Source organism: Pseudoxanthomonas jiangsuensis (assembly GCF_010093185.1).
Classification (GTDB): Bacteria; Pseudomonadota; Gammaproteobacteria; order Xanthomonadales; family Xanthomonadaceae; genus Pseudoxanthomonas; species Pseudoxanthomonas jiangsuensis.
The window spans coordinates 102,710-128,245 of the sequence record NZ_PDWL01000003.1; the positions used below are offsets into that span (position 1 = coordinate 102,710).

Here is a 25,536-nt window from a genome sequence, read left to right on the forward strand (position 1 = left end):
TCCTGGCCAGCCCACCGGCGTCCGGGCCCGCGATCGGCGGGCCCGGCGCGGTGGAGGCCCCCCGGGCGTGCGATAATCCGCCGTTGTCCGACGACGGCGCAGAGCGCCGCCCCTACATGACCTCCGATTCCATGCGGTTCATCCGCAACTTCTCCATCATCGCCCACGTCGACCACGGCAAGTCGACCCTCGCCGACCGCATCATCCAGCTGTGCGGCGGCCTGGAGGCGCGCGAGATGGAGGCCCAGGTGCTCGACTCCAACCCGATCGAGCGCGAGCGCGGCATCACCATCAAGGCCCAGTCCGTCTCGCTGCCGTACAAGGCCAAGGACGGCAACACCTATTTCCTGAACTTCATCGACACCCCCGGACACGTCGACTTCTCCTACGAGGTCAGCCGCTCGCTGGCCGCCTGCGAGGGCGCCCTGCTGGTGGTCGACGCTGCCCAGGGCGTGGAGGCGCAGTCGGTGGCCAACTGCTACACCGCGGTGGAGCAGGGCCTGGAGGTGGTGCCGGTCCTCAACAAGATCGACCTGCCCACCGCCGACATCGAGCGGGCCAAGGCCGAGATCGAGGCCGTGATCGGGATCGACGCCGAAGACGCGGTCGCGGTCAGCGCCAAGACCGGCCTGAACGTGGACCAGGTGCTCGAGGCCATCGTCCACCGCATTCCGCCGCCGCAGCCGCGCGACACCGACAAGCTGCAGGCGCTGATCATCGACTCCTGGTTCGACAACTACCTGGGCGTGGTCTCGCTGGTGCGGGTGATGCAGGGCGAGATCAGGCCCAAGAGCAAGATCCTGGTGATGTCCACCGGCCGCGCCCACGAGGTCGACAAGGTCGGCGTATTCACCCCCAAGCGCAAGGAACTGCCCGCCCTGCGCGCCGGCGAGGTGGGCTGGATCACCGCCTCGATCAAGGACGTGCACGGGGCCCCGGTCGGCGACACCCTGACCCTGGCCGGCGACCCGGCGCCCAAGCCCCTGCCGGGCTTCCAGGAAATGCAGCCGCGGGTGTTCGCCGGCCTGTTCCCGGTCAACGCCGAGGACTACCCGGACCTGCGCGAGGCGCTGGAGAAGCTGCGCCTGAACGACGCCGCCCTGCGCTTCGAGCCGGAGAGCTCGGAGGCGATGGGCTTCGGCTTCCGCTGCGGCTTCCTCGGCATGCTGCACATGGAGATCGTGCAGGAACGGCTGGAGCGCGAGTACGACCTGGACCTGATCAGCACCGCGCCGACCGTGGTCTACGAGGTGCTGCGCACCGACGGCACGGTCATGCCGCTGGACAACCCGGCCAAGCTGCCGCAGGCCAACCTGGTGCAGGAAGTCCGCGAGCCGATCATCCGCGCCAACATCCTCACTCCCGAGGCCTACATCGGCAACATCATCAAGCTGTGCGAGGACAAGCGTGGCGTGCAGATCGGCATCCAGTACCTGGCCAGCCAGGTGCAGATCAGCTACGAGCTGCCGATGGCCGAGGTGGTGCTGGACTTCTTCGACAAGCTCAAGTCGGTCAGCCGCGGCTACGCCTCGCTGGACTACCACTTCCTGCGCTTCGACGCCGGCCCGTTCGTGCGGGTGGACACCCTGATCAACGGCGACCGGGTCGACGCGCTGTCGATCATCGTCCACCGCACCCACGCCGACCGCCGCGGCCGCGAGCTGTGCGAGAAGATGAAGGACCTGATCCCGCGCCAGCAGTTCGACGTGGCCATCCAGGCCGCGATCGGCTCGCAGATCATCTCCCGCTCCACGGTCAAGGCCCTGCGCAAGAACGTGCTGGCCAAGTGCTACGGTGGCGACATCAGCCGCAAGAAGAAGCTCCTCGAGAAGCAGAAGGAGGGCAAGAAGCGGATGAAGCAGGTCGGCCGCGTCGAGATCCCGCAGGAGGCCTTCCTGGCCGTGCTGCAGGTGGACAGCAAGTGACCCCGTTCCAGGCCTCCACCCACTTTCCCCCGAAGGACCCCGAATGAAATGGTTTGAGATCGGCCTGGTCGTGCTGACCTTCGCCACCGGTATCATCTGGCTCGTCGACCGGCTGTTCTTCGCCAAGCGCCGCGCCGCGTCCGGCGGGTTGCTGGACGAGGAGCCGGTGGTCGTGGACTACTCCCGGGCGTTCTTCCCGGTGCTGGCGGTGGTGCTGGTGCTGCGCAGCTTCATCGCCGAGCCGTACAAGATCCCGTCCAGCTCGATGATGCCCAACCTGCTGATCGGCGACTTCATCCTGGTCAACAAGTTCGCCTACGGCCTGCGCCTGCCGATCAACAACCACAAGTTCCTGTCCCTGGGCGAGCCGGCCCGCGGCGAGGTGGTGGTGTTCAAGCCGCCGCAGGACCCGGACCAGAACTGGATCAAGCGGGTGGTCGGACTGCCGGGCGACCGCATCGGCTTCCACGGCGACACCCTGTACGTGAACGGCGAGGCGGTGAAGTACGACCCGATCGGCGAGTACGTGGGCACCGGCCGCGGCGCCGAGATGACTGGCGCGACCCTGCTGACCGAGCACCTGCCCGGCCGCGACCACCAGGTGCTGGAGTGGATCGACCGCGCCAACCCGGCCGGCCAGGGCGAATGGACGGTGCCGGCGGGCCAGTATTTCGTCATGGGCGACAATCGTGATAATAGCGAGGACAGCCGGTTCTGGACCCAGACCCACTTCCTCCCGGAGGAGAACCTGCGGGGCAAGGCGTTCCTGATCTGGCTCAACTGCGAGGGCTGGTTCTGCAAGGGGAGTTTCGATCCGTCGCGGATCGGGACGTCGATCAAGTAAGGGCGCGCGGCGCCCGCAAGGGGAATGGCAATGAAGCGCAAGCAAGGCGGTCTGAGCCTGGTGGGTTTCCTGGTCGTGCTGGCGGTGGTCGGCTTCGCCGCCTACATCGGCATGAAGCTGTTCCCGATGTACCAGGAGTACTACTCGGTGCGCACGGCCCTGAAGAGCCTGTCCAACGAGCCCGGCGTGGGCGACATGGACCCGGCGCGGATCCAGGACCTGTTCTTCCGCAAGCTGTACATCAGTTACTCGGAGAACGTGAAGCCGCAGAACGTGAAGTTCGAGCGCACCGACGGCGGCTGGAAGATGCGGGTGTTCTACGAGGTGCGCAAGCCGCTGGTCGGCAACCTGGACGTGGTCGGCAACTTCGACACCACCCAGAACCTGACGCGGCATGGTGGCGGGGACTGACCGCGCCGTGGTGCGCGACCGGATCGGCCACGCCTTCGCCGATCCGGCGCTGCTGGCGCAGGCGCTGACCCATCGCAGCGCCGGCGCCCCGCACAACGAACGCCTGGAGTTCCTCGGCGACGGGGTGGTCAACCTGATCGCCGCCGAGGCCCTGTACCAGCGCTGGCCCAAGGCCGACGAGGGCGTGCTCACCCGCGCCCGCGCCGAGCTGGTGCGCGAGGCCTCGCTGGCCGCGATCGCCCGCGGCCTGGAACTGGGCGAGCGCCTGACCCTGGGCCCGGGCGAGCTGAAGTCCGGCGGCTTCCGCCGCGACTCGATCCTGGCCGACGCGCTGGAGGCGGTGGTCGCGGCGATCTACCTGGACGCCGGCTACGAAGGCTGCCGCAAGGTGGTCCTGCCGTGGTTCGAGCAGGCCCTGGCGGCCCTGCCGGTCGGCAGGCCGGAGAAGGACGCCAAGACCCGGCTGCAGGAATGGCTGCAGGCCCGGCAGCTGCCGCGTCCGGCCTACGAACTGGTTTCCGAGTCCGGGGAGGAGCACGCCAAGCTGTTCCTGGCCCGGTGTACCCTGAGCGAGCCCGCGGTCGAGGCCGAGGGCCAGGGCACCTCGCGCCGGCTGGCCGAACAGGCGGCCGCGGCGGCGGTGCTGGACCGGCTCGAGCCCGCGTCCCGCCACTCCTGAGCAGCATGACGAAGTGAATTCCGAACCCATCCAAGAATCCCACCGCTGCGGCAGCGTCGCCGTGGTCGGCCGCCCGAACGTGGGCAAGTCCACCCTGGTCAACGCCCTGGTCGGGGCCAAGGTCAGCATCGTCTCCAGCCGGCCGCAGACCACCCGCCACCGGCTGCTGGGCATCGCCACGGTCGAGGGCGGCCAGCTCCTGATGGTCGACACCCCCGGGCTGCACCGCGAACAGGGCAAGTTCAAGGCCTCGGCGATGAGCCGGGTGATGAACCGCGCCGTGCGCGGCACGGTCGAGGACGTGGACGCGGCGATGATGGTGGTCGAGGCCGGGCGCTGGGACGAGGAGGACACCCTGGTGTTCCGGGTCCTGCACGACGCCGGCATCCCGGTGGTGCTGGTGGTCAACAAGGTCGACCGGCTCAAGGACAAGGCCGCGTTGCTGCCGTTCCTGGCCCAGGTCAGCGAAGGCCGCGAGTTCGCCGCGATCCACCCGGTCTCCGCGCTCAAGCGCAAGGGCCTGGAATCGCTGGTGCGCGATCTGCTGCGGCTGGTCCCCGAGGCGCCGCCGGCCTACGAGGAGGACGAGATCACCGACCGCAGCCAGCGCTTCCTGGCCGGCGAGCTGGTGCGCGAGCAGCTGATGCGCCAGCTCGGCGACGAGCTGCCGTACGCGGCCACGGTGGAGATCGAGCGCTTCGCGGTGGACACCAGCCAGCGCCAGGGCCCGCTGCTGCGGATCGGCGCGGTGATCTGGGTCGAGCGCGAAGGCCAGAAGCCGATCGTGATCGGCAAGTCCGGCGCGCGCCTGCGCGAGATCGGCAGCAAGGCCCGGCAGCAGATGGAGCGGCTGTTCGGCAACAAGGTGTTCCTGGAGACCTGGGTGCGGGTGCGCGAAGGCTGGTCCGACGACGAGGCCGCGCTGAAGGCCTTCGGCTACGGCGATTCCTGACCGCGGCGTGGCCGCGCGGGGCTGACATGCGGATCGAGGGCGAGACCGGCTTCGTCCTGCACGTGCGGCCCTGGCGCGAGACCAGCCTGCTGGTGGAGGTGCTCAGCGCCGGCCACGGTCGCCTCGGCCTGGTCGCGCGCGGGGTGCAGTCGCCCAAGCGCCAGGTGCTGCGCGCGGCGCTGCAGCCGCTGCAGCACATCCGCTTCGACGCGGTGCTGGCCGGCGAACTGGCCCAGCTGCGCGCGGCCGAAGCGCTGGACGCCGCGCCACAGCTGGCCGGCGAAGCCCTGCTGGCGGCCTTCTACCTCAACGAACTGGTGCTGCGCCTGGCCCCGCGCCAGGACCCCTTGCCGGAACTGGACGCGGCCTACGCCCGCACCCGCGAGCGCCTGCGCGTGGCCGAGCCGCTGGCCTGGACCCTGCGCCGCTTCGAGCGCGACCTGCTCGAGGCGCTGGGCGTGGGCTTCGAGCTGCACTGCGACGGCGACGGCGAGCCGATCGACCCGGCCGCGCGCTACCGCCTCGATCCCGAGCACGGCCCGCGCCGGCTGCTGAGCGACCGCGGCCAGGCCGAACGCAAAGCCGCCGCCACCGGCCGCGCCTTGCTGGCGCTGGCCGCGGGCCAGCGCCCCGACGCCGCCGACCTGGCCAGCCTGCGCCTGCCCCTGCGTGCGGTGCTGGCACACCACCTCGGCGCGCGCGGGCTGAAGTCCTGGGAGATGGCCGCCGCGCTTGGCCGGCTGGCGCCGCGCAGCTGACGGCGCCGCTAGAATCCCCGCATGCCTTCCACCCCGGAAATCCGCCGCCTGAGCGGCGCCGCGATCGCACCCTGGCTGGACGAGGTCGCGTGCCTGCGGGTCGCGGTGTTCCGCGACTGGCCCTACCTCTACGAGGGCGATAGCGACGGCGAATACGAGCGCCAGTACCTGGCGACCTACGCGGCCTCGCCCGACAGCGTGCTGGTGCTGGCGCTGGACGGAACGCGGGTGGTCGGCGCCTCCACCGGGCTGCCGCTGGCCGACGATCCGGAAAGCTACGGCGCGCCGCTGCGCCGGGCCGGGCTGCCGGTGGAGCAGGTGTTCTACTTCGGCGAGTCGGTGTTGCTGCCGGGCTATCGCGGCCTGGGCCTGGGCCACGCCTTCTTCGATCAGCGCGAGGTGCATGCGCGCGCGCTGGGCCGTTTCCGCTGGACCGCGTTCTGCGCTGTGGACCGCAGCCCGGACGATCCGCGGCGGCCGCCGGACTACCGCGCCAACGATTCGTTCTGGCACAAGCGCGGCTACGCGCGCCTGCCGGGTCTGACCACCTACATGCCCTGGAACGAGATCGACCGCGGCGAGATCGAGCATCCGCTGACCTTCTGGCTGCGCGACTGGCAGGCGGCACCGGCATGAAGGTGGCAGTGTGCAAGTACCCGGTCGGCAGGCCACGGGATTTCCAGGCCTTCGCCGAGCGCCAGCGTCGCCTGCTGGAGGAAGCCGCCGCGCGCGGCGCCCAAGTGGCGGTGCTGCCCGAATACCTTTCTTTGGAACTGGCGGCCTTGTTCCCGGCGCAGGTGCACGCCGACCTGCACGCTTCGCTGGCGGCGATCCAGCCCCTGCGCGCGGCATGGCTGGAACTGTTCGCCGGCCTGGCGCGGCGCACCGGCATGCACGTGGTCGCGGGCAGTTTCCTGCTCGATGCCGGCGGCGGCCGCTACCGCAACCGCAGCGACCTGTTCGCGCCCGGCGGTGGCCATGCCTGGCAGGACAAGCTGCAACTGACCGGGTTCGAGAAGGCCACCGGAGTGATCGACGGCGGCGATGCGCTGAAGGTGGTCGACCTGGACGGCGTGCGCGCGGGCGTCTCGATCTGCTACGACAGCGAGTTCCCGTTGCCGGTGCGCGCGCAGTACGAGGCCGGCGCGCGCCTGTTGCTGGTGCCCAGCTGCACCGATACCGTCGCCGGCGCGACCCGGGTCCAGGTGGGCTGCCTGGCGCGGGCGCTGGAGAACCGGATGTTCGTGGCCCAGGCGGTGACCGCGGGCCAGGCGCGGTGGAGTCCGGCGCTGGACGAGAACACCGGCGAGGCCACGCTGTACGCGCCGATGGATGCGGGCTTCCCGGCCGATGGGGTACTCGCCCGCACCCGCGGCGATGACGCGTGGGCGGTGGCGGATCTGGATTTCGACCTGCTGGAAGCCACGCGCGGCCGCGCCCAGGTCGCCAACGACCACGACTGGCCGGGCCAACTGCAGCCGGCGCTGGTGCGGGCGAGGCTGGAACCGCTGTAGCCGCGCCGCGCTGCGTCTACAGCAGCGATCCGATCCAGAGCGAGATGCCGGCCAGCAGCGAGCCGATCGCCGTCGCCGCCAGCACGTCGCTGGGATAGTGCAGGCCCAGCACCACCCGCGACACCGCCACCGAGGCGGTGAACGGCACCAGCAGTACCGCCAGCCACGGGTAATAAGCCAGGGCCACGGTGGTGAACGCGACCGCGTGCAGGGTGTGGCCGGAGGGGAAGCTGAACTCGTCCAGCGGCGCGACCCAGGCCTGGATCCGGCCGTCGGCGGCGAACGGGCGCGGGCGGCGGGTCCAGCGCTTGAGGACCTTGTACAGGCTCAGGGCGACCACGCCGATCAGGGCCAGGTGCAACGAGGCGCGCAGGCCGGACAGGCCGTCGAACAGCACCAGGGCACCCATCAGCGCGTACCAGAACACGCCGTCGCCGAGCCGGCTGATGGCGGCGAAGTAGCGGCGGACCATGCCGCGCGCGCCCCAGCGGTTGGCGCGCACGCACCAGCCGCGGTCGCGGGCGCGCAGGCGCGCGGTGCGCCTGCGTCGCGCGGGGACGAAAACCGGGTGGGCGTTTTCAGGCTGCGAGATCGGCATGGCGCTCTCCCCGGCGGGCCAGTCCCGCCAGCAGCGAATCGAAGTCGGCGGCGACCTGCTCCGGGCGCAGGCGCAGCATCGCGGCGCGGGCGGCGATGCCCATCGTCCGCAGGGCGTCGTCGTCGCCGGCCAGGCGCACGGCGGCGGCGAGGAAGCCGGCATCGTCGCTGGCCAGGGCGCCGTGCACGCCGTCGCGCAGGTGTTCGCGCGCGGCGCCGGAATCGAAGGCCACGGTCGGCACGCCGCTGGCCATCGCTTCCAGGGTGACGTTGCCGAAGGTCTCGCTGCGGCTGGGGAACAGGAACAGGTCGCCGCTGGCGAAATGCCGGGCCAGTTCGGTGCCGCGCTGGATGCCGCAGAACACGAAGTCGGGGTTGGCCCGCGCCAGTGCCTCGCGTGCCGGGCCGTCGCCAACCCAGACGAAGCGGGCATCGGGCCTGCGCGCCTGGATCGCGCGGAACGCGCGCACCGCCAGGTCGAGGTTCTTCTCCGGGGCGATCCGGCCGACGTGGATCGCGACCAGGCTGTCGCGGCCTGCGCCCCAGCGCGCGCGCAGTGCGTCGTCGCGCAGCGCCGGCGACAGCTGGGCGCTGTCGACCGCGCGCGCCAGCCGCACCACCCGCTGGAAACCGCGCTGCTGCAGGAAATCGGCCAGTTCGGCGGTCGGCACCAGGGTGGCGTCGGCGCGGTTGTGGAAGCGCCGCATCCAGGCCAGGGCGGTGCCTTCCAGCCAGGGCAGGCCGTAGTCGGCCATGTAGTGGTCGAAGCGGGTGTGGAAGCCGGAGGCCACCGGGATCCCGAGGCGGGTGGCCGCGCGCAGGGCCGACCAGCCCAGCGGGCCTTCGGTGGCCACGTAGACCGCGTCCGGCGGCGAGCCGGTCCAGTGCCGCGAAAGCAGGCGGGTGGCCGGCAGGCCGAAGCGCAGGCCCGGATAGCGCGGCAGGGCCGCGCCGCGCACCCGCAGCGTCGCCAGCGCGCCTTCGTCGGCATCGGCGGTGTCCGTGGCCTGCCGCGGCCGCACTACTTCCACTGCGTGGCCGCGCGCGAGCAGGCCCTGGGCCAGGCCCTGCACGGTCAGGGCGACGCCGTTGACCTCCGGCGGCCAAGTTTCGGTGACGAGGGCGTAGCGCATGCGCGGCGGCTCCGGTTTTGCGCAGCCTGCGCCGGGCGCGTGCCTGTGCGGTTACGCCCGGATGACCGTGATGTGACGCGAGGCCGGTTGTCCGTTTTCCTCATGCGTCGGGGATGTCGGGTCGCACCTCGTCCACCGTCACCGCCAGCACGCCGTCGCGCACGCGGGCCTGCAGGCGATCGCCCGGCGCGGCCTCGGCGACCGAGTGCAGCAGCCGGCCGTCGTCGGCGCGGCTGAGGATGGAATAGCCGCGGGTGACGGTGGCCAGCGGGCTGCAGGCTTCCAGCGACCGGGCCAGGGCGCGCAGCTTGAGCGCGTCGCGCTGGAGCACGCGGGCGACGGCCGCCTGCGGCCGCGGCTGCAGGCGCTGCAGCCGGGCCTGGAGCTGGGCCAGGCTGCGCGCGGGATGGTGCGCGCGCAGCACCGCGGCGGCGTGCCGCAGCTGCGCATGGCGGGCCTGCAGGCGCTCGCGCCAGAGCGCGTCCAGGCGCCGGCGCAGGCCGTCCTGGCGCTGGCGCAAGGCCAGCAGCCGGGCCTGCGGGGACTGCGCCTGCAGCCGCAGGGCGGCGCGGTCGGCGCTTTGCATCGCCTGGCGCAGGCGATGGCGCTGGAGCGTGGCCAGCCGGGCCTGCAGGGCGCGCAGCCGGGCCTGCAGGTCGCGGCGGTCGGGCACCAGCAGTTCGGCGGCGACCGAGGGCGTGGGTGCGCGCACGTCGGCGGCGAAATCGGCCAGGGTGAAGTCGGTCTCGTGGCCGACGGCCGACACCACCGGTACCGGCGAGGCGGCGATCGCGCGCACCAGGCGTTCGTCGTTGAACGCCCACAGGTCCTCCAGCGAGCCGCCGCCGCGGGCGAGCAGCACGGCGTCGTAGCGGCCGCTGGCGCCGGCGCGGCGCAGCAGGTCGGCGATCTGCGCGGCGGCGGTCTCGCCCTGGACCAGGCTGGGCAGGATCTCGACGTCGAGCAGCGGGCAGCGGCGGGACAGGACGCTGAGGACGTCGCGCACGGCGGCGCCGGTGGGCGAGGTGATCACGGCTAGGCGCCGGGTGAAGGCGGGCAGGGGACGCTTGCGCGCGGGGTCGAACAGGCCCTCGGCTTCCAACTTCGATTTGAGCGCTTCGAAAGCGCGGCGCAGGGCACCTTCGCCGGCTTCCTCCATGTGGTCGAGGACGAGCTGGTAGTCGCCGCGGGCTTCGTACAGGGTGAGGCGTCCGCGGCCGAGGACCTTCAACCCTTCGCGCGGGACGAACTTCAGCCACTGGCTCTTGGGCTTGAACATGGCGCAGCGCACCTGGGCGCGCGCGTCCTTGAGGGTGAAGTAGAGGTGGCCCGAGCCGGGGCGGGTGATGTTGCCCAGCTCGCCTTCGACCCAGAGCAGGGGGAAGGCGCTTTCGAGCAGGTCGCGGGCCAGGGTGTTGAGCTGGCTCGGGGTCAGGACGGGATTCTGCTCGGACATCGGACGCGCGCAGGCGGCGGGACAGGATAGCGCGATGGAGAGAGTGGCGCCGTACGGGCGGTGAGGCGGTAGGAAGCGCGGCCGCAAGCCAAAGGCAACGGCGGAAGCATCGGGTCTGGCCGGCTTCGGGCTGAGCCGCGGCGAACCGGCCGTGTTGCGGCCGCTCGGGCGCACATCCATGTGCGCACTCGCTACCGCGGACATCCCTGTCCGCTGCCCCGACACAACCGGTCCGCCGCGTCTTCCGCGCGCTGGAAGTTCAGGACTTCTATGACCGTCGTCCCGGCGAACGCCGGGACCCAGTGCCTTCGCTCCGCTCCACCCTGTAGGAGCCAGTCTTACCGGCGACCGTGGAGGCGGACGCATCGTTGGCACCCGGTTTCACGCAGACGCTTCCACCATGGCGGTCGCCGGCAAGACCGGCTCCTACAAAAGGCAGGGAATCCGGAAGAGCAGAAGTACCAGAAGCGGTGCACTGCAGACCCAGGGCACGGCGGCCCCGCCCGAAGCCAGCGCTTTTGCTCTCAGGTGTCAGACAAAGCATGCCGCTCCAGCGCCCACTGCACATGCTCGCGCACCAGCGGCGAGGCGTGGTCGCGGCGGGAGGCCAGCGCGGCGAGGGTCTCGGGCGTGGTCGGCGCATTGCCCAGGGCCACGGCGATGTTGCGCAGCCAGCGTTCGTGGCCGCTGCGGCGGATCGGGCTGCCTTCGGTGCGGCGCAGGAATTCGTCCTCGTCCCAGGCGAACAGCTGCGCCAGCGACGCGGTGTCCAGGTCGTTGCGGGCGCGGAAATCCGGCTCGTCGGTGCGCCGGGCGAACTTGTTCCAGGGGCAGACCAGCTGGCAGTCGTCGCAGCCGAAGATCCGGTTGCCGATCGCCGGCCGCAGTTCCTCCGGGATCGGGCCGTCATGCTCGATGGTCAGGTAGGAGATGCAGCGCCGCGCGTCGAGCCGGTGCGGGGCGACGATCGCCTGGGTCGGGCAGACCTCGATGCAGCGCACGCAGCTGCCGCAGTGCGCGCTGGCCGGCGGATCGACCGGCAAGGGCAGGTCGACGTAGATCTCGCCGAGGAAGAACCAGGAGCCCCCATCCTTGTCGATCAGGCAGGTGTGCTTGCCGATCCAGCCCAGCCCCGCGTTGCGCGCCAGCGCGCGCTCCAGCACCGGCGCCGAATCGACGAACACGCGGTGGCCGAACGGACCCACCTCCTGCTGCAGACGCTCGGCCAGCTTCTGCAGGCGGTTGCGCATCAGCTTGTGGTAGTCGCGGCCCAGGGCGTAGCGGGCGACGTAGGCGCGCGCGCCGTCGCGCAGGGTGTCCCAGGCTTCGTCGCCGTCGTTGCGGCCGTAGTCCAGGCCGACCGAGATCACCCGCAAAGTTCCCGGGATCAATTCCTGCGGACGGCTGCGCTTGTCGCCGTGCTGGGCCATCCACGCCATCGTCCCGTACAGGCCCTGGGCCAGCCAGTCGCGCAGGTGGTCCTCGTCCTCGCCCAGCTCGATGCCGGCGATGCCGCAGCGCTGGAACCCGAACTCGCGTGCCAGCGCCCGCACGCGCGTGGCCATCGCCAGCGGGTCGGCAGGCGTCATGGCGGGCAGGGGCGCGGCGGAGGACATGGCGGAATTATAGGAGCCGGCCGCTAGAATCCACCCATGCCCACGCCTGCATTCCCGCTGTACGCCACCGCCGCCGCGCGCGCGATCGACCGCCGCGCCACCGCCGACCTCGGCGGCGACGGCTACCTGCTGATGCAGCGCGCCGGCCTGGCCGCCTGGCGGCTCCTGCTGCAGCGCTGGCCGCAGGCGCAGCGGATCGTGGTCGCCTGCGGCAGTGGCAACAACGGTGGCGACGGCTACGTGCTGGCGCGATTGGCGTTGCAGTCCGGGCGGCGGGTGCGGGTGCTGCATCCGCGCGATGGCGGTCCGCGCACGCCGCTGGCGCAGCGCGCCTGCACCGACTATCTGGCGGCCGGCGGACAGGTGGAACTGTTTCCAGCGCCGCTGGACGATGCCGACGTGCTGGTCGATGCGGTGTTGGGCATCGGCCTGGAGCAGGCGCCTCGCGCGGAACTGGCGGCCCTGCTGCAGGCACTGGATGCGGCGCCCGCACCGCTGCTGGCGCTGGACGTACCGAGCGGCGTCGATGCCGGACGCGGCAGCGTGCCCGGCGCGGCCGTGCGCGCCGACTGCACCCTGCAGTTCATCGTCGCCCACGCCGGCCTGCACACCGGCGCCGCGCGCGAACACACCGGCGAACTGCTGCTGGACGCGCTGGACGTGGAGGCGTCGCTTTACGCCGCCGGCGCGCCGGCGATGGCGGTACTGCTGGCCGCCCCGGCCCTGCGCCACTGGCTGCCGCCGCGCCGCCTGGATACCCACAAGGGCGAATCGGGCCGGGTGCTGTGCGTGGGCGGCGACCACGGCGGTGGCGGCGCGGTCGCGCTGTGCGCCGAAGCGGCGTTGCGTGCCGGTGCCGGGCTGGTCGGCGTGGCCACCCGCCAGGCACACGTGGCCGCCCTGCTGTCGCGGCGCCCGGAAGCGATGGTGCGCGCGGTGGAGGAAGGCGATGCACTGGCGCCCTTGCTCGAAACCGCCGGCGTGGTCGCCTGCGGACCGGGCCTGGGCCAGCAGGCCTGGGGCCAGGCCCTGTATCGCGGCGTGCTCGCCAGCGGCCGCCCGCTGGTGCTCGACGCCGACGCGCTGAACCTGCTGGCGCACGGGCCGAGCGCGCCGGCCGACGCGATCCTCACTCCGCATCCCGGCGAAGCCGCGCGCCTGCTCGGCACGACCACCGCGGAGATCCAAAGCGATCGCTTCGGCGCCGCGCAGGCGCTGGCCGCGCGCTATGGCTGCGCGGTGGTGCTCAAGGGCGCCGGCACGATCGTCTCCGCGCCCGGGCGCCTGCCGCAGGTGCTGGATGCCGGCAATCCGGGGATGGCCACCGGCGGCATGGGCGACCTGCTCACCGGCACGATCGCGGCCATGCGTGCGCAGGGCCTACCGGCGTTCGAGGCGGCCTGCGCCGGCGCCCTGCTGCATTCGCTGGCCGGCGACGCGGCCGCGGCCGATGGCGGGCAACGCGGCCTGCTGCCGTCGGACCTGTTGCCATGGCTGCGCCGCCTGTCCAATCCCACGCCCACACGGGAACCGCACTGATGCAGATCGAGCTGGCCGACAGCGACGCCACCGAAGCGCTGGGCCGCGCCCTGGCCACGACCCGGCCGCAACCGGCATCGGTACACCTGCACGGTGATCTCGGCGCGGGCAAGTCGACCCTGGCGCGCGCCCTGCTGCGCGAACTGGGCGTGGACGGGCCGATCCGCAGTCCGACCTACACCCTGGTCGAGCGCTACCCGGTACCCGGCGGCGAGGCCTGGCACCTGGACCTGTACCGGATCGGCGATGCCGGCGAACTGGATTTCCTCGGCCTGGACGGCGGCGAGGCGACTCTGTGGCTGGTCGAGTGGCCCGAGCGCGGCGCCAGGGCGCTAGCCGCGCCCGACCTGCGCATCCATCTGGCCCAGGCGGGCACGGGGCGCCTGGCCCGGCTGGAGGCGGCCTCGGCCGCGGGCGAGGCCTGGCTGGAGGCGCTTCCCGGCGCTGGCGGGCGGACCTGACTCTTCGGGATTTCCCAGCCGATTCAATGGCTTGGTGGTCGGTCCGACTTTCGCGAGGATGGCGCCGGTAGCTCGAATCTTTTCCAGGAAGATTCCACAGGTCACGGATTATTAAGGGAAAACCCCTTGCGCTCCCCGGGTGATGGTGCTTGAATCCGGCCCATGCGCCAGGGGATCACCCGGATCGGTCGATGGGGAGCGGGCTTGATGCTCGCCCTGTCAGCGTGCGCGGGTGCGGCCTGGGCCGGCGAGATTCGCGGCGTGGACCTGCGCCAGGGGCCGACCGGCACCCGCGCCGAGGTCCAGCTGCACGGCGCCGGCAGCTACAAGACCCTGTCGCTGAGCGAACCCTACCGCCTGGTTTTGGACCTGCCCGAATCGCAGGCCGTGCGCGGCCTGGCCCTGCCTGCGCCGGCCGGCCTGGTCACCGGCGTGCGCACCGGGCAGCCGGTGCCCGGCACCTTCCGCATCGTGTTCGAACTGGCCGCGCCGGTGATGGCGCTGCCGCTGCGCAGCGAACCCTCCGCGGGCGGCTCGCGGCTGGTGATCGAATGGCCGGGCGATGGCCCGGCGCCTGCGGCCCCGACGCAGGCCGTTGCGGCGGCTCCCGCCACTACGGGCATGCAGCCTGCTTCTGCGGCGCCCACGGACACCACCAAGGCGCTGTCCACGACCGCTGCGGCCGGCGCGGCCGATCCGCGCGCCGACGCCGCGCGCGCCACTGCATTGCTGACCGCCCAGGTGGCCCAGGCCGGCCGCACCACGGCTTCGCCGACCGGTACCGCACCCGTTGCTGCTGGAGCCGCGTCGGCCGCGAGCCCGCAGGCGATCCTCGAAGGTCGCACCGGTGCGGCGGTTTCCGCGGTCGCGTCCGTGCCGCCAGCCGCGGCCCCGGCGGTCGTATCGCCCGTCGCGTCCGCGCCGGTCGCGGCCACGCCGGCTCCGGCGCCTGTACGCCCGGCCGTCTCGACTTCCTCGCGCCCGCTGATCGTGGCAATCGACGCCGGCCACGGCGGCCAGGACCCGGGCGCCATCGGCCCGACCGGCAAGCGCGAGAAGGACGTGAACCTGGCCATGGCCCGCGAACTGGCGCGGCAGATCGACGCCACCCCGGGGCTCAAGGCCTTCCTGGTGCGCGACAGCGACATGTTCATCCCCCTGCCGATGCGCGCCCAGCGCGCGCGCGCGGCCAAGGCCGACATCTTCGTCTCGCTGCACGCGGACGCGGCCGAGAACCGCAACGCGCGCGGTTCCTCGGTGTACGTGCTCTCGACCAAGGGCGCGTCCTCGCAGCGCGCGCGCTGGCTGGCCGACAAGGAGAACGCGGCCGACCTGGTCGGCGGCGTGCGCCTGCAGCAGACCGAGAACGTGCTGGCCGGGGTGCTGCTCGACCTGGCCCAGAGCGGACACATGCGCGCCTCGGAGGATGCGGCCAACCACGTGCTCGGCGGGCTCAAGCGGGTGGGCAACAACCACAAGCCCAACATCGAGCGCGCCAACTTCGCGGTGCTGCGCACCTCGGACATGCCGGCGATGCTGGTGGAGACGGCGTTCATCTCCAACGCCGAGGAAGAGAAGCGGCTGACCGACCCGGCCTACCAGCGCAAGGTCGCCGGCGCGGTGGTGGACGGGATCAACACCTACTTCACCCGCCAGCCGCCGCCCGGCACGCTGTTCGCCGCGCGCGCCGAAGCCGAGCAGGTGGCGATGGCCTCGGGCGCGGTGGGCGGCGGCGGCACGCCCTGAGTCGCGCCGGCTTCGGGTGGTGGCCGTCCGGGCCGCCCGCAAACCTGCCTACAGGACGCGTCCGGCGCAGGATGCGCGCGGCGGCTATCATCTGCACGTCTCCCCCCGATGCGGCGCCCGTCCGCCGCCCGCCCGTGCCGATCCGACAGCTGCCCGACACCCTGGTCAACCAGATCGCCGCCGGCGAAGTGGTCGAACGTCCTGCCTCGGTGGTCAAGGAACTGGTCGAGAACGCGCTGGACGCCGGGGCGCGCCGGGTCGACATCGACCTTGAGGAAGGCGGCGTGCGCCTGATCCGGATCCGCGACGACGGCGGCGGGATCGCGCCGGAGGAACTGCCGCTGGCGGTCAGCCGCCACGCCACCAGCAAGATCGCCTCGCTCGACGACCTCGAGGCGGTGGCCACCCTCGGCTTCCGCGGCGAGGCTTTGCCGTCGATCGCCTCGGTCAGCCGCTTCCTGCTGGCTTCGCGCCGGCCGGGCGACGCGCATGGCGCGGCCCTGCAGGTCGATGGCGGCCGGGTCGGCGAGGTCGCGCCCAAGGCGCATGCGCCGGGGACCACGGTGGAAGTGCGCGACCTGTTCTTCAACGTGCCGGCGCGGCGCAAGTTCCTGCGCGCCGAGCGCACCGAGCTGGGCCACATCGAGGAATGGCTGCGCTCGCTGGCCCTGGCCCGGCCGGACGTGGAGCTGCGGGTCAGCCACAACGGCAAGCCCTCGCGCCGGTACAAGCCCGACGGCGGCGGCCAGGGCGACCGCGAAGCCGCCGCGCGCCTGGCCGAAACCCTGGGCGAGGACTTCTCGCGCCAGGCCCTGCGGATCGACCACCAGGGCGCCGGCCTGCGCCTGCACGGCTGGATCGCCCAGCCGCACTATTCGCGCTCCAGCGCCGACCAGCAGTACCTGTACGTCAACGGCCGCGCGGTGCGCGACCGCAGCATCGCCCATGCGGTGAAGCTGGCCTACCAGGACGTGCTGTTCCATGGCCGCCAGCCGGCCTACGTGCTGTTCCTGGAACTGGATCCGACCCGGGTGGACGTGAACGTGCACCCGGCCAAGCACGAGGTGCGCTTCCGCGACGCGCGGCTGATCCACGACTTCGTGTTCCGCACCCTGCAGGAGGCGTTGGCGCAGACCCGCGCCGGTGCCGACGTGGCCGGGGCAGGAACCGCGCCGGCGGCAGGCATCGCGGCCGCCGCCGGCGGCTACGGCGGTGCAGTCCACGGTGCGGCGAACGGCGTGCAGCCGCCGCCGGCCTGGACGCCGCGGCCGCAGCCGCTGGGCCTGCGCCTGGACGAGGCGCCCGCGGCCTACGCGGCCCTGTATGCGCCGACCGCTCCGCAGGCGGACGCCGGTTTCGCGCTGCCCGCGACCGCACTGCCGCGCCAGGACGGCGCGCTGCCGCAGGGCGACGGCGAAGTGCCGCCGCTGGGCTTCGCCATCGCCCAGCTGCACGGCATCTACGTCCTGGCCGAGAACGCCGAGGGCCTGGTGGTGGTGGACATGCACGCCGCCCACGAGCGGATCGGCTACGAGCGGCTCAAGCACGCCCACGATGGCATCGGCCTGCGCGCCCAGCCCCTGCTGGTGCCGCTGGCGCTGGCGGTGGGCGAGCGCGATGCCGACGTCGCCGAGCGCGAGGCGCAGACCCTGGCCGAGCTGGGGTTCGACGTCACCCGCAGCGGCCCGCAGTCGCTGGCCGTGCGCAGCGTGCCGGCCCTGCTGGCGCATGCCGATCCGGAAGCACTGCTGCGCGACGTGCTGGCCGACCTGCGCGAGCACGGCGCCACCCGCCGGGTCGCCGCCGCGCGCGACGAGTTGCTCTCGACCATGGCCTGCCACGGCGCGGTGCGCGCCAACCGGCGGCTGACCCTCCCGGAAATGAACGCCCTTTTGCGCGACATGGAAGCCACCGAGCGCTCCGGGCAATGCAACCATGGCCGCCCGACCTGGGCGCGATTCAGTCTGGGGGAGATCGATCGATGGTTCCTGCGGGGAAGATGATGCGCGAGGCGCTCCGGGCCGGCGCGGTGCTGGGCCTGGCCGCGTGGCTGGCCGCCTGCGGCGGCAAGCCGGACGAGACGGCCACGGCAGCGCCGAAGGTGGACCCGGCTTTCTTGGCCGGGCTGGACGCCTGGCGCGCGCAGCGCCGGGAAGACCTGCTGCGCCCGGACGGCTGGACCAGCCTGGTCGGCCTGCACTGGCTGCAGCTGAAGGCGCACTACGTCGGCAGCGGCGAGCGGATCGGCAACGGCGTGCGCTTCGCCTTCGGCCCGCCGAAGATGGGCATGGTCTCGCGCGACGAGGCCGGCGGCTACTGGTTCACGCCCGAGACCGGGCTGGTGCTGACCGCCAACGGCGAGCCGCTGAAGGGCCGGATCGCCTTGCACAGCGACCACGACCCGGAGCCGACAGTGGTCGGCTTCGACGACGGCCAGGGCCAGATGAGCCTGCTCCAGCGCGGCGACCGTTATGCCTTGCGGATCAAGCACGCCGACGCGCCGACCCGGCTGAAGTTCGCTGGGCTGGAGTACTGGCCAGCCGATCCGTCGTGGCGGATCGAGGGCCGCTTCGTCGCCAACCCGGTGGGCAAGACCCTGCCGATCGGCGACATCGTCGGCACCCAGAGCGAATCGCCCAATCCCGGTGCGGTGGAGTTCGAGCGCGACGGCCAGACGTACCGGCTGCAGGCGCTAGGCGAACCGGGGCGCGAGCTGTTCTTCGTGTTCGCCGACGGCACCAGCGGCCACGGCAGCTATGCCGCCGGGCGTTTCCTCGAGGCCGCGTGGCCGGGGGCGGACGGCAAGGTGGTGCTGGACTTCAACCGCGCCTACAACCCGCCGTGCGTGTTCACCCTGTTCGCGACCTGTCCGCTGCCGCCGGCGGAGAACCGGATCGCCCTGCCGATCACCGCCGGCGAGAAGAACTACGCCGCGCCGGTGCACTGAACCCGTGCCTGCCCACACTCCGGAACCTGCGATGCCACTGCGCCGCCGTTTGACCGTCTTCCTGCTGCTGTTGGCGGCCACCGTTCCCGCCGCCCACGCCGCACCGCCTGTGCCCTTGCTGTGGAAGGTGTCGGACGCCGACAACGCGGTCTACCTGCTTGGGTCGTTCCACCTGCTGGGCAAGGACGACTATCCGTTGGCGGCCGAGGTGGATGCGGCCTTCGTCGACGCCGAGGCGCTGATGTTCGAGCTGTCGCCGCAGGAGGCCAACTCGCCGCAGCTGCCTTTGCAGATGGCGCAGGCGGCCCGGCGCACGCGTCCGGGCAGCCTGGAGCAGGACCTGGGACCGGCGCTGTGGTCGCGGTTGCAGGCCTACACCGCCGCCAACGGCCTGCCGTTGCCGATGCTGGAAGGCTACGACCCGTGGTTCGCCGGGCTGACCATCGGCCTGCTGGAGATGGGCAAGCAGGGGCTGGACCCGAAGCTGGGCCTGGACCGGCATTTCATGGAGCGCGCCGCGGCCGGTAGCAAGCCGGTTGCGGGGCTGGAGCCGGCCAGCGAGCAGATCCGGGTGCTGGCGGGAATGAGCCTGGACGAGCAGAGGCAGATGCTGGCCGAGGCGCTGGAGCAGGCGGAGGCCGGGCCGGCCCAGGTGCGCGAGCTGCACACGCTGTGGCGCTCTGGCGACGCGGCAACGCTGTGGAACCGGATGGCGCTGGAGATGAAGCGCGACTACCCGGCGCTGTACGCGCGGGTGAACGTCGATCGCAACGATGCCTGGCTGCCGAAGCTGCAGGCGCGCTTGGAAAGCCGCGACGACGACACCCTGGTGGTGGTCGGGGCTTTGCACCTGCTGGGCCCGGACGGACTGGTCGAGAAGCTGCGGGCGAAGGGCTACAAGGTCGAGCGACTGTGCTCGGCCTGCCGGCGCTGATCGCCTACAACGGCGGCGCCCGCTCCATCACGATGCAGTCCACCGGGCAGGCCGGCACGCACAGCTCGCAGCCGGTGCATAGCGGGTCGATGACCACGTGCATCAGCTTGGCTGCACCGACGATGGCGTCCACCGGGCAGGCCTGGATGCACTTGGTGCAGCCGATGCAGTCGGCCTCCACCACCACCGCGACCTGCGGTGGCTTGCAGGCACCGCGGTCGCGGTCGTAGGGCAGGGGCGCGACGGCCAGCACGCGCGACAGCGCCAGCGCGCCGGCGTCGCCGCCGGGAGGGCAATGATCCACCCCGGCCTCGCCATGCGCCATCGCCTCGGCATAGGGGCGGCAGCCGGCGTAGCCGCACTGGCCGCACTGGGTCTGCGGCAGCAGGCGGTCGAGGCGTTCGACCAGGTCGGCGGCGGAAGGGTCTGCGGACATGCGTGGCGGAGGCTGCGCGCCCGGCGTGGCGCCGGTGGCCGGGCATTATCGCCCAGGCACGGGATCGTGCCGGCATGGACGGCGGGCATCAGGCGATGCGGCGGCCGCGGTACCAGCGCTCATGGGCCAGGGCGAGCATCGGCCGGTCCTCGCGGCTGTCGCCGTAGGCGAACACGCGGCCGTAGGTCGACAGGTCGTAGCGGGCGCGGATGTCGGCGGCCTTGTGCCGGCCGCGGTCGCCATCCAGGTAGCGGCCGCTGAGCAGGCCGTCGGCGGTGGGCTCCAGGCGGTTGCAGATCAGGTCCAGACCGTGGCGCGCGCACCAGGGGCGCAGGTAGGCATCTAGCGATCCCGAGACCAGCACCAGGGTGTCGCCGCGAGCGCGGTGCCAGGCGATGCGTTCCATCATCCGCGGGCGCAGCAGGCCGGGCAGGACTTCTTCGGCGTAGCAGTGGCCGGCGGCCTCCATCTCCTGCGCTTCGCGGCCGGCGAAGGTCAGCCGGGTGACGCGGATGCGCAGCGCCGCAGCCGACACCAGGCCCAGGCGGTAGCCCGCCAGCCAGGGGCCGACGCTCCACTTCGCCGCGGCCAGCTGTTGGGGGCTGGCGACGCGGCGCAGGAAGCGGGCGTAGGAGTCGCAGGTGGTGACCGTGTGGTCGAAGTCGATCAGCGCCAGGTCCATCGCTCCAACCTCGGGCGATTGCCCCCTTGAGTCAAGGGGGCGGCCGCGCAGCGGGCAAGTTCACCGCACCGGCATGCCCGGCTCGGCGCCGGCATCGGCGTCCAGCAAGGCCAGGGCGCCGCCGTCGAAACCGGCCGAGAGGATCATCCCCTCGCTGACGCCGAAGCGCATCTTGCGCGGGGCCAGGTTGGCGATGAACACCACGCTGCGGCCGACGAGCTTCTCCGGCTCGCCGTAGCTGGCGCGGATGCCGGAGAAGATCTGGCGCTGGCCGAGGTCGCCGGCGTCGAGCAGGAAGCGCAGCAGCTTGTCCGAGCCGTCGACGAAGCCGCACTCGAGCACCTTGCCGATGCGCAGGTCGAGTTTGGCGAAATCCTCGATGCCGACGTACTGCGGCGCGTCGCCTGCCGGCGAGGGTGCGGCGGCCTTGCTTTCGGCCGGCTTGGCGGCTTCGGCCTTCTTCGCCTCGGCAGGCTTGGCGACGGGCGCGGCGGCGAGGGTGTCCTTCGAGGCGTCGGTCATGGCGTCGATGAGCTTGGGGTCGATCCGGGTGAACAGCGGGGCGTAGGCGTTGATGGCGTGGGCCAGCAAGGGCGCGTCCAAGTCCGCCCAGGCGCGCACCGGCGCGGCCAGGAATTCGGCGGCCTGGGCGGAGGTGCGCGGCAGCACCGGCGCCAGCGCGGCGGCCAGCACCCGGAACAGGTTCAGGCCCTGGGTGCACACCGCCTGCAGCCGGGCGTCGGCACCGGCCTCCTTGGCGATCACCCATGGCTTCTGCTCGTCGATGTACTTGTTGGCCTCGTCGGCCAGCGCCATCAGCTGGCGGATCGCCGCGGCCGGGTCGTTGCGCTCGTAGGCCTCGCGCACGCCGTCGAGGACGGCGACGAAGCGGGCGTACTGGGCCGGGTCGGGCAGCGCATCGGCCAGGCGGCCGCCGAAGCGCTTTTCGATGAAGCCGGCGCAGCGGCTGGCCAGGTTGACGAACTTGCCGACCAGGTCGGCGTTCACCCGCGCGGTGAAGTCGGCCAGGTTCAGGTCCAGGTCGTCCACGCCGCCGGAGGACTTGGCCGCGTAGTAGTAGCGCAGGGCCTCCGGCTCCAGGCCCGCGTCCAGGTAGGTGCGGGCCATGATGAAGGTGCCGCGCGACTTGGACATCTTGGCGCCGTCCACGGTCAGGTAGCCGTTGACGTGCAGCCGGGTCGGCGCGCGCAGGCCGGCGCCGTGCAGCACCGCCGGCCAGAACAGGCCGTGGAAGTTGACGATGTCCTTGCCGATGAAGTGGTGCAGCTCGGCGTCGCTGTCCGGCGCCAGGAAGGCGTCGAAGTCGGCGCCGTTGCCCGCGCACAGGTTGCGGAAGCTGGACAGGTAGCCGATCGGCGCGTCCAGCCAGACGTAGAAGTACTTGCCCGGCTGGCCGGGGATCTGGAAGCCGAAGTAGGGCGCGTCGCGGGAGATGTCCCAGGCGCGCAGGCCGCCCTCGGCGTCCAGCCATTCCATCAGCTTGGCCTTGACCCCCGGCAGGGCGACGTCGCCGGCCAGCCAGTCGCGCAGGAAGGCCTCGAAGCGGCCGACCTCGAAGAAGAAGTGCTCGGAGTCGCGCATCTCGGGCGTCGCGCCCGACAGCACCGACTTCGGCTCCTTCAGGTCGGTCGGCGCGTAGGTGGCGCCGCAGACCTCGCAGTTGTCGCCGTACTGGTCGGCCGCGCCGCAGTTGGGGCAGATGCCCTTGATGTAGCGGTCGGGCAGGAACATGCCCTTGGCCGGGTCGTAGAACTGGGCCACGTTGCGGCGGGCGATGTGGCCGCCGGCCTCCAGGCGCGCGTAGAACAGCCCGGTCAGCTCGCGGTTGGCGGCCGAGTTGGTCGAGTCGTAGTGGTCGAAGTCCACCCCGAAGGCGGCGAAGTCGCGCTCGTGGCTGGCCTGCATGCCGGCGATGAAGGCCTCCGGCGTGACCCCGGCCTTCTCCGCGGCGAGCATGATCGGGGTGCCGTGGGTGTCGTCGGCGCAGACGTAGTGCACGGTGTCGCCGCGCATGCGCCGGGCCCGGACCCAGATGTCGGCCTGGATGTAGCCGACCAGGTGGCCCAGGTGCAGCGGGCCGTTGGCGTAGGGCAGGGCGTTGGTGACGAGCGCGGAGCGGGACATGGGGTGGCGTGCGGCGAGGGGGCGGCGATTATCGCATGGGGGCGGACGCGGTCCCGGAAAGCAGCGACCCGGCCTGGGCCGGGTCGCGGGTGGCGTGCCGCTATCGCGTCGGGCGGCCTATTGCCGCTCCCACACCTGCGACTTGCAGATGAAGGCGATGCAGCCGGACACCTCCAGCTTGCTGCCGCCTTCGATCAGTTCCATTTTGGACTTGTACACCTTGCCCTCGTCGGGCTTGAGGATGGTGCCGCCGGCGTACTCGCCGCCGCCCTCGGCGCGCATCCCGCGGATGATCTCCATGCCGGTGATGGGCTTGTTCTTGCGGTCGTCGCCGCACTTGTCGCAGGTCGGGTTCGGCCGGCTGGGGTTGATCAGCTCGACGATGCGGCCGGTGAGGACGCCATTGGCGGCCTGGCTGATCTCGACATAGGACTTGGGCCGGCCGGTGTCGCCGTCGATGGTCTTCCAGCGGCCGACCACCGGGTCGGCGGCGATGGCGGCGAGCGAGGCGAGCATAAGCGGGGTCGCCGCCAGTGCGGCCAGCAGGGTCTTGCGCATGGTCCCCTCCCAGGGATGTGGATGGATCGGCGGCCCGGGGCCTCCCGTGCGCCCAACTTACACCGCATTCGCTTGCGTATGGAAGCGCTCAGCGCAAAAAAAGACCCGGCAGCAGCCGGGTCTTCAGGCTTGCGCCGGGGGGCGGCTCAGAGGCCGCCGCCGCCACAGTCCTTGGTCAGGTAGTCATCGATGAGGCGGAGCTGGTCACCCATGATCTCGCGCGTCCAGGCCGGGCCGTGGGCGTAGTCCTTGATCTCGTGGTAGACCACCGGCTTGCCGGCGCGCTTGGCCTTGTCGACGAACCACACCGACTGCTCCAGCGGCACGATCTGGTCGCGGTCGCCGTGGTAGACCATCAGCGGGATCTGCATCTGGTCGGCCTTGTCGATCGGATTCAGGCCATCCACCGTCGGCGCCTGGGCCTGGCGGAAGAATGGATTGGTGTAGTAGCGCGACCAGATGCGCTTGTGGTCCGAAACGCCTGCGCCGGCGATGGCGCACTTGTACAGGCCGTTGGGACGCACGGAGGCGGCGAAGGCCGAGTAGCCGCCGTAGGAGAAGCCGAACATGGCGATGTGGCCGGGCTGGGCGATCTTCTGTTCGATCATCCACTTGGCACCATCGTCCTTGTCGTCCTGCATCTTCTGGCCCCATTCGGCGTCGCCGGCCATCCACAGCCTGCGGCCCCAGCCATCGGAGCCACGGAACTGCGGACGCAGGACCGCCATGCAGCGTGACGCCATCAGCGGCACCCACATTGAACCGTCGAAGTCCATGGTGTCGCGTGCCCATGGGCCGCCGTGCGGATGGACCACGGCCTTCCACGGGCCTGCGCCGCACATCTCGGTGTTGGGACGGGTCAGGAAGGCCGGGATGTCCAGGCCGTCGCGGGCCTTGTAGTAGACCAGTTCGGTGCTGCCGAGCGAGCGCGGGTCGATGGCCGGGTAGCTCTTGGCCAGCAGCGAGAGCTGGCCGTTGCGGAACAGGTAGTGTTCCGGCGGCACCGAGGCGCCATCCACGGTCAACACCACGGTGGACAGGTCCGGCGTGGACCCGTTGATGGTGATGTTCCTCTCCACCGGGTAGTCGATGGTCGCCGACTGGCCGGTGGCCGGGTCGACGATCCTCAGCTTCTGGCTGGTGATGCCCAGCGCCTGGCGCAGGCCGGCGTCCAGCGCGCGCATGTCGGGGTCGGTCCACTCGATGTCGTCGCCACGCGGGCCCTCGTAGCCCAGGCCGCGGATCTCGCCGAAGTCGGAGCCGGCGTCGCGCGAGCGATTGACCAGTACGCGGTTGGCGTTGAAGAAACGGTGCTGGAACAGCACTTCCTTGCGCTGGCGTGCGGCAATGTCGTACTCGTAGACCAGCGCCTTGTCTTCGCCGGCGTTGCTGAGCACGAAGGCGATATTGGGGTCGCGGCTGAAGCCGATGATCTCGGTCTGGTCGCGGTCCTTGACGTAGGAGCGGAAGTGCTCCTCCCACTTGCCTTCGGTGTTGCGGAACTCGGCGGAAATGTAGGCGCCGCTGCCGCCGACGTCCTGCTTCAGGCGGGCGCGCAGGTTGCCATCCAGGTCGGTCACGTAGCCGGCGACCTGGGACTCGGACATCTGGATGCGCTCGGACTTGAAGTTGCGCAGGTCGACCCGGTAGACGTCGCCGGCATCGGCGCCGACATTGTTGACCACCAGGATGTGGCTGGGGTCGTTGGGCAGGGAGTCGAGGATGGTCGGGTTGGTGATCGCCTGCACTAGCTGCTCGGCGCGGGTGTTGGCGCGCTTCTGGGGCAGGGGCTCGTTCCAGTCCTTGCCTTGCAGGTCGGTGATCATCAGCTTGGACAGGAAGTTCTTGGTCACGTCGCCCAGGCGCAGGTCCAGGGGCTGCATCAGCGACACGGCCAGGCGGTCGTTCTTGATGAACTGGACGCCGGTGATCTTCATGCTGGAGGCGCCGATCAGGGTCGGTGCCTTGGCCAGGTCTGCGGTATTCCAGACCGCGATGACCCGCTCCTCTCCATCACCCCGCAGGGCGGCGATGTGCTTGCCATCGGGAGAGAGGCTGAACCCCGAGAACGCCGGGTAGGCGGCCATCTGTTCGATGGTGGGTGCAACCGGGGGCGCGGCCAGCGCCTGGCCGGTGGCGAGGCTGGCCAGGATGGCCAGGGGGAGTGCGTGTTTGATTTTCATCGGTCGCTCCGTCGACGGGT

General features: G+C 71.6%; 23 protein-coding genes. 14 read left to right on the forward strand and 9 right to left on the reverse strand.

Annotated elements, in window-relative coordinates; translation table 11 throughout:
• Positions 1 to 131: 131 nt before the first annotated feature.
• Genes lepA through CSC62_RS03065 form a run of 8 tightly spaced genes read left to right on the forward strand, consistent with a single transcriptional unit; the run spans position 132 to position 7,083 of the window.
• Positions 132 to 1,925: a translation elongation factor 4 gene (gene lepA / locus CSC62_RS03030; RefSeq protein ID WP_162404795.1), complete on the forward strand. Its 1,794-nt coding sequence runs from the start codon at positions 132 to 134 to the stop codon at positions 1,923 to 1,925.
• Between the two features lie 43 nt (positions 1,926 to 1,968).
• Complete coding sequence (lepB, locus tag CSC62_RS03035) at positions 1,969 to 2,769, forward strand: signal peptidase I (protein WP_162404691.1); 801 nt, start codon at positions 1,969 to 1,971, stop codon at positions 2,767 to 2,769.
• 30 nt (positions 2,770 to 2,799) lie between these two features.
• Complete coding sequence (locus CSC62_RS03040; RefSeq protein ID WP_162404692.1) at positions 2,800 to 3,180, forward strand: DUF4845 domain-containing protein; 381 nt, start codon at positions 2,800 to 2,802, stop codon at positions 3,178 to 3,180.
• Positions 3,164 to 3,859, forward strand: a complete 696-nt coding sequence (gene rnc, locus CSC62_RS03045) for a ribonuclease III (protein WP_162404693.1) — start codon at positions 3,164 to 3,166, stop codon at positions 3,857 to 3,859. The genes CSC62_RS03040 and rnc overlap by 17 nt, the downstream gene beginning before the upstream one ends.
• Positions 3,860 to 3,887: 28 nt before the next feature.
• On the forward strand, positions 3,888 to 4,811 hold the full coding sequence (era, locus tag CSC62_RS03050; protein WP_162404796.1) for a GTPase Era: 924 nt from the start codon (positions 3,888 to 3,890) through the stop codon (positions 4,809 to 4,811).
• A gap of 26 nt (positions 4,812 to 4,837) precedes the next feature.
• Positions 4,838 to 5,569, forward strand: a complete 732-nt coding sequence (gene recO / locus CSC62_RS03055; RefSeq protein WP_162404694.1) for a DNA repair protein RecO — start codon at positions 4,838 to 4,840, stop codon at positions 5,567 to 5,569.
• A 21-nt stretch (positions 5,570 to 5,590) separates the two neighbouring features.
• On the forward strand, positions 5,591 to 6,205 hold the full coding sequence (locus tag CSC62_RS03060; protein WP_162404695.1) for a GNAT family N-acetyltransferase: 615 nt from the start codon (positions 5,591 to 5,593) through the stop codon (positions 6,203 to 6,205).
• On the forward strand, positions 6,202 to 7,083 hold the full coding sequence (locus CSC62_RS03065) for a carbon-nitrogen hydrolase family protein (protein WP_162404696.1): 882 nt from the start codon (positions 6,202 to 6,204) through the stop codon (positions 7,081 to 7,083). The genes CSC62_RS03060 and CSC62_RS03065 overlap by 4 nt, the downstream gene beginning before the upstream one ends.
• 16 nt (positions 7,084 to 7,099) lie before the next feature.
• Here the strand turns inward: CSC62_RS03065 and CSC62_RS03070 are convergent, their stop codons facing one another.
• From CSC62_RS03070 to queG, 4 genes are all read right to left on the reverse strand, one after another.
• Complete coding sequence (locus tag CSC62_RS03070; RefSeq protein ID WP_246194160.1) at positions 7,100 to 7,555, reverse strand: phosphatase PAP2 family protein; 456 nt, start codon at positions 7,553 to 7,555, stop codon at positions 7,100 to 7,102.
• Positions 7,556 to 7,661: 106 nt separating this feature from the next.
• Positions 7,662 to 8,813 carry a glycosyltransferase family 4 protein gene (locus CSC62_RS03075; protein ID WP_162404698.1) on the reverse strand — a complete coding sequence of 384 codons (1,152 nt, stop codon included), beginning with the start codon at positions 8,811 to 8,813 and terminating at the stop codon, positions 7,662 to 7,664.
• 100 nt (positions 8,814 to 8,913) lie between these two features.
• Positions 8,914 to 10,269 carry an exodeoxyribonuclease VII large subunit gene (xseA, locus tag CSC62_RS03080; protein ID WP_162404699.1) on the reverse strand — a complete coding sequence of 452 codons (1,356 nt, stop codon included), beginning with the start codon at positions 10,267 to 10,269 and terminating at the stop codon, positions 8,914 to 8,916.
• Positions 10,270 to 10,793: 524 nt separating this feature from the next.
• Positions 10,794 to 11,858 (reverse strand): tRNA epoxyqueuosine(34) reductase QueG, encoded by a 1,065-nt coding sequence (gene queG / locus CSC62_RS03085; protein ID WP_162404797.1) that lies wholly within the window; start codon positions 11,856 to 11,858, stop codon positions 10,794 to 10,796.
• A 63-nt stretch (positions 11,859 to 11,921) separates the two neighbouring features.
• Between queG and CSC62_RS03090 the strand changes: the two genes are divergently transcribed.
• The 6 genes from CSC62_RS03090 to CSC62_RS03115 all read left to right on the forward strand — a co-directional run bounded on the left by CSC62_RS03090 (position 11,922) and on the right by CSC62_RS03115 (position 19,512).
• Entirely contained in the window at positions 11,922 to 13,424 is a 1,503-nt protein-coding gene (locus CSC62_RS03090) for an NAD(P)H-hydrate dehydratase (RefSeq protein WP_162404700.1), read from the forward strand.
• A complete protein-coding gene (tsaE, locus tag CSC62_RS03095; protein WP_162404701.1) occupies positions 13,424 to 13,885 on the forward strand; it encodes a tRNA (adenosine(37)-N6)-threonylcarbamoyltransferase complex ATPase subunit type 1 TsaE in 462 nt (153 codons plus the stop codon). Before CSC62_RS03090 ends, tsaE begins: the two co-directional genes overlap by 1 nt.
• A 162-nt stretch (positions 13,886 to 14,047) precedes the next feature.
• Positions 14,048 to 15,631, forward strand: a complete 1,584-nt coding sequence (locus CSC62_RS03100) for an N-acetylmuramoyl-L-alanine amidase (protein WP_162404702.1) — start codon at positions 14,048 to 14,050, stop codon at positions 15,629 to 15,631.
• Positions 15,632 to 15,765: 134 nt separating this feature from the next.
• Positions 15,766 to 17,634: a DNA mismatch repair endonuclease MutL gene (mutL, locus tag CSC62_RS03105; RefSeq protein ID WP_162404703.1), complete on the forward strand. Its 1,869-nt coding sequence runs from the start codon at positions 15,766 to 15,768 to the stop codon at positions 17,632 to 17,634.
• Positions 17,634 to 18,578 carry a DUF1684 domain-containing protein gene (locus CSC62_RS03110; protein WP_162404704.1) on the forward strand — a complete coding sequence of 315 codons (945 nt, stop codon included), beginning with the start codon at positions 17,634 to 17,636 and terminating at the stop codon, positions 18,576 to 18,578. Before mutL ends, CSC62_RS03110 begins: the two co-directional genes overlap by 1 nt.
• Positions 18,579 to 18,609: 31 nt before the next feature.
• Positions 18,610 to 19,512 (forward strand): TraB/GumN family protein, encoded by a 903-nt coding sequence (locus CSC62_RS03115; protein ID WP_162404705.1) that lies wholly within the window; start codon positions 18,610 to 18,612, stop codon positions 19,510 to 19,512.
• A 4-nt stretch (positions 19,513 to 19,516) separates the two neighbouring features.
• Here the strand turns inward: CSC62_RS03115 and rnfB are convergent, their stop codons facing one another.
• The 5 genes from rnfB to CSC62_RS03140 form a co-directional block, all read right to left on the reverse strand.
• The gene (gene rnfB, locus CSC62_RS03120; protein ID WP_162404706.1) at positions 19,517 to 19,948 is read right to left on the reverse strand and encodes an Rnf electron transport complex subunit RnfB; all 432 of its coding nucleotides are present in this window, start codon (positions 19,946 to 19,948) and stop codon (positions 19,517 to 19,519) included.
• A gap of 88 nt (positions 19,949 to 20,036) precedes the next feature.
• Positions 20,037 to 20,630 carry an HAD family hydrolase gene (locus CSC62_RS03125; protein ID WP_162404707.1) on the reverse strand — a complete coding sequence of 198 codons (594 nt, stop codon included), beginning with the start codon at positions 20,628 to 20,630 and terminating at the stop codon, positions 20,037 to 20,039.
• Positions 20,631 to 20,690: 60 nt separating this feature from the next.
• Positions 20,691 to 22,775, reverse strand: coding sequence for a methionine--tRNA ligase (gene metG, locus CSC62_RS03130; RefSeq protein WP_162404708.1), 2,085 nt, complete (start codon positions 22,773 to 22,775; stop codon positions 20,691 to 20,693).
• Between the two features lie 117 nt (positions 22,776 to 22,892).
• The gene (locus tag CSC62_RS03135) at positions 22,893 to 23,333 is read right to left on the reverse strand and encodes a DUF2147 domain-containing protein (protein ID WP_162404709.1); all 441 of its coding nucleotides are present in this window, start codon (positions 23,331 to 23,333) and stop codon (positions 22,893 to 22,895) included.
• A gap of 146 nt (positions 23,334 to 23,479) precedes the next feature.
• The gene (locus CSC62_RS03140; protein WP_246194146.1) at positions 23,480 to 25,516 is read right to left on the reverse strand and encodes an alpha/beta hydrolase family protein; all 2,037 of its coding nucleotides are present in this window, start codon (positions 25,514 to 25,516) and stop codon (positions 23,480 to 23,482) included.
• Positions 25,517 to 25,536 lie beyond the last annotated feature (20 nt).

Coding starts and splice junctions, on each gene's coding strand:
- lepA (WP_162404795.1), top strand. CDS start 132: ATGCGGTTCATCCGCAACTTCTCCATCATCGCCCACGTCGACCACGGC.
- lepB (WP_162404691.1), top strand. CDS start 1,969: ATGAAATGGTTTGAGATCGGCCTGGTCGTGCTGACCTTCGCCACCGGT.
- CSC62_RS03040 (WP_162404692.1), top strand. CDS start 2,800: ATGAAGCGCAAGCAAGGCGGTCTGAGCCTGGTGGGTTTCCTGGTCGTG.
- rnc (WP_162404693.1), top strand. CDS start 3,164: ATGGTGGCGGGGACTGACCGCGCCGTGGTGCGCGACCGGATCGGCCAC.
- recO (WP_162404694.1), top strand. CDS start 4,838: ATGCGGATCGAGGGCGAGACCGGCTTCGTCCTGCACGTGCGGCCCTGG.
- CSC62_RS03060 (WP_162404695.1), top strand. CDS start 5,591: ATGCCTTCCACCCCGGAAATCCGCCGCCTGAGCGGCGCCGCGATCGCA.
- CSC62_RS03065 (WP_162404696.1), top strand. CDS start 6,202: ATGAAGGTGGCAGTGTGCAAGTACCCGGTCGGCAGGCCACGGGATTTC.
- CSC62_RS03070 (WP_246194160.1), bottom strand. CDS start 7,555: ATGGTCCGCCGCTACTTCGCCGCCATCAGCCGGCTCGGCGACGGCGTG.
- CSC62_RS03075 (WP_162404698.1), bottom strand. CDS start 8,813: ATGCGCTACGCCCTCGTCACCGAAACTTGGCCGCCGGAGGTCAACGGC.
- xseA (WP_162404699.1), bottom strand. CDS start 10,269: ATGTCCGAGCAGAATCCCGTCCTGACCCCGAGCCAGCTCAACACCCTG.
- queG (WP_162404797.1), bottom strand. CDS start 11,858: ATGACGCCTGCCGACCCGCTGGCGATGGCCACGCGCGTGCGGGCGCTG.
- CSC62_RS03090 (WP_162404700.1), top strand. CDS start 11,922: ATGCCCACGCCTGCATTCCCGCTGTACGCCACCGCCGCCGCGCGCGCG.
- tsaE (WP_162404701.1), top strand. CDS start 13,424: ATGCAGATCGAGCTGGCCGACAGCGACGCCACCGAAGCGCTGGGCCGC.
- CSC62_RS03100 (WP_162404702.1), top strand. CDS start 14,048: ATGCGCCAGGGGATCACCCGGATCGGTCGATGGGGAGCGGGCTTGATG.
- CSC62_RS03110 (WP_162404704.1), top strand. CDS start 17,634: ATGCGCGAGGCGCTCCGGGCCGGCGCGGTGCTGGGCCTGGCCGCGTGG.
- CSC62_RS03115 (WP_162404705.1), top strand. CDS start 18,610: ATGCCACTGCGCCGCCGTTTGACCGTCTTCCTGCTGCTGTTGGCGGCC.
- rnfB (WP_162404706.1), bottom strand. CDS start 19,948: ATGTCCGCAGACCCTTCCGCCGCCGACCTGGTCGAACGCCTCGACCGC.
- CSC62_RS03125 (WP_162404707.1), bottom strand. CDS start 20,630: ATGGACCTGGCGCTGATCGACTTCGACCACACGGTCACCACCTGCGAC.
- metG (WP_162404708.1), bottom strand. CDS start 22,775: ATGTCCCGCTCCGCGCTCGTCACCAACGCCCTGCCCTACGCCAACGGC.
- CSC62_RS03135 (WP_162404709.1), bottom strand. CDS start 23,333: ATGCGCAAGACCCTGCTGGCCGCACTGGCGGCGACCCCGCTTATGCTC.
- CSC62_RS03140 (WP_246194146.1), bottom strand. CDS start 25,516: ATGAAAATCAAACACGCACTCCCCCTGGCCATCCTGGCCAGCCTCGCC.